At 73.2% G+C, this 1714-nt stretch carries 1 protein-coding gene, 1 tRNA gene and 1 pseudogene; 2 read left to right on the top strand and 1 reads right to left on the bottom strand.

Annotation, left to right across the window (positions count from 1 at the left end):
* Window positions 1–316 (bottom strand): annotated as a pseudogene (locus tag C1J00_RS47470) (hypothetical protein); the annotation flags it as partial.
* A 99-nt stretch (window positions 317–415) separates the two neighbouring features.
* On the opposite strand from C1J00_RS47470, the gene C1J00_RS42975 reads away from it, so the two are divergent.
* Window positions 416–489: transfer RNA gene (locus tag C1J00_RS42975), tRNA-Pro, on the top strand.
* 135 nt (window positions 490–624) lie between these two features.
* Window positions 625–1608 (top strand): aldo/keto reductase, encoded by a 984-nt coding sequence (locus C1J00_RS42970; RefSeq protein ID WP_102914187.1) that lies wholly within the window; start codon window positions 625–627, stop codon window positions 1606–1608.
* Window positions 1609–1714: the final 106 nt, after the last annotated feature.

The following is a 1714-nucleotide window of genomic DNA, read 5'->3' as shown; positions in this document are numbered from 1 at the left end:
CCATCGCCTGCTCGCCAGCCGCGGTCATCGCCCGTACGACGTGCGCGCCGATGTAACCGGCGCCGCCGGTGATCAACCAGGTCATGTGCGGCCGTCCCCTCGTCAGTTGGCCCGTGGTGGTGGTGCGCTGCGCTTCCGCGACGGTTGCCTCGGGGGTGCGGACGACGCCCTCGGGCTGCCGGGGCACACCCTCCGCGCCGTACGGCAGGGGCCGCCCGAGCCCGTCCCGGGGCCGGGCGTTGCGCGCCCGCCCCTCACTGTCGCGGTCCCGTGCGTCGCCCGGCCGGTCCGGGTCGGTCTCTTCTGTGCTGCCCATAAGGCCGATTGTCCCGCCCGGCCCGCTTTCGGCGCGGCCAGGGGCGTGGGGTAAAGTGCTGTTCGCGCGATCACGCGGTTCACCGCGGGTGGCGCGCACCGGGACGTGGCGCAGCTTGGTAGCGCACTTGACTGGGGGTCAAGGGGTCGCAGGTTCAAATCCTGTCGTCCCGACGGTGCGAAGGGTCCCGCAGGCCGATGCCTGCGGGACCCTTTTCGTTGTGCGTACGCCCTTGACTTCAAGAGCACTCCAAGCTGAAGACTCCCCGGCGTGCCCCGAACCCCGGGGCCGGCCCGAGGGAGACGCCCATGAAGTACCGCACGATCGGCACGGACCCCACGACCCGCCGCGAGGTGAGTGTCCTCGCGCTCGGCGCGATGCTGTTCGGCTCCGTGACGGACGAGGCGACGTCCTTCGCCGTGCTCGACCGCTACGTCGAAGCCGGCGGGAACTTCATCGACACGTCCGACAACTACGCGTTCTGGACCGACGGCGGCCAGGGCGGCCAGAGCGAGGAACTCCTCGGCCGCTGGCGGCGCAGCCGCGGCATCGGCGACGAGATCGTCATCGCGACCAAGCTCGGCGCCCGCCCCCTGGCTCCCGGCACCGGTTACACCGACAACCCCGAGGGCCTGTCCGCCAAGGTCGTGCGCGAATCCGCCGAGCGCAGCCGGGAACGGCTCGGTCTGGAGAAGCTGGACCTGCTGTACGCGCACATCGAGGACCACACCGTCCCGCTCCAGGAGACCGTCGAGGCCTTCGCCGCCCTGGTCGCCGAGGGCACCGCCGGACTGCTCGGCGTGAGCAACCACGCCGTCTGGCGCGTGGAGCGGGCCCGGGCCCTCGCCGCCGCGGCCGGACTGCCCGGCTACGAGGTCCTCCAGTACGCGCACACCGACCTGCGCCCCCGCACCGACGTCCCCGACGCCCTGTTCCCGGACGGCAGCCTCGGCCACGCCGGCCCCGACCTGCTCGGCTACCTCAGGGCCGAGCCCGGCCTGACCCTGGTCGCGTACTCACCGCTGCTCAAGGGGGCCTACGCCCACCCGGAGCGGCTGCCCGCCGACTTCGACCACCCCGGCACCCCGGCCCGGCTGGAGGCACTGCGGGAGGTGGCCCGGGAGACGGGCGCGAGCGTCAACCAGGTGGTGCTGGCCTGGCAGATCGGCGGCGAACCGCCCGTCCTGCCACTGGCGGGCGTCTCCTCGGTCGCACAGCTGGAGGAGAACCTGGCAGCCGTGGACCTGGAACTGACCCCGGAGCAGCGCGCCCGGCTGGACGCGGCGCACTGACCCCCGAGCAGCGGGCCCGGCTGGACGCGGCGCACTGACCCCGTGGGACCGTGGAGGAGAACGGCAACGGACCCCCGGAAGGAGCACCGGCCATGACCCCCCATCC

The organism is Streptomyces cahuitamycinicus, assembly GCF_002891435.1.
Classification (GTDB): Bacteria; Actinomycetota; Actinomycetes; order Streptomycetales; family Streptomycetaceae; genus Streptomyces; species Streptomyces cahuitamycinicus.
Note: the sequence above shows the minus strand (reverse complement) of the source record. Positions and strands in the feature narration are given on the sequence as shown.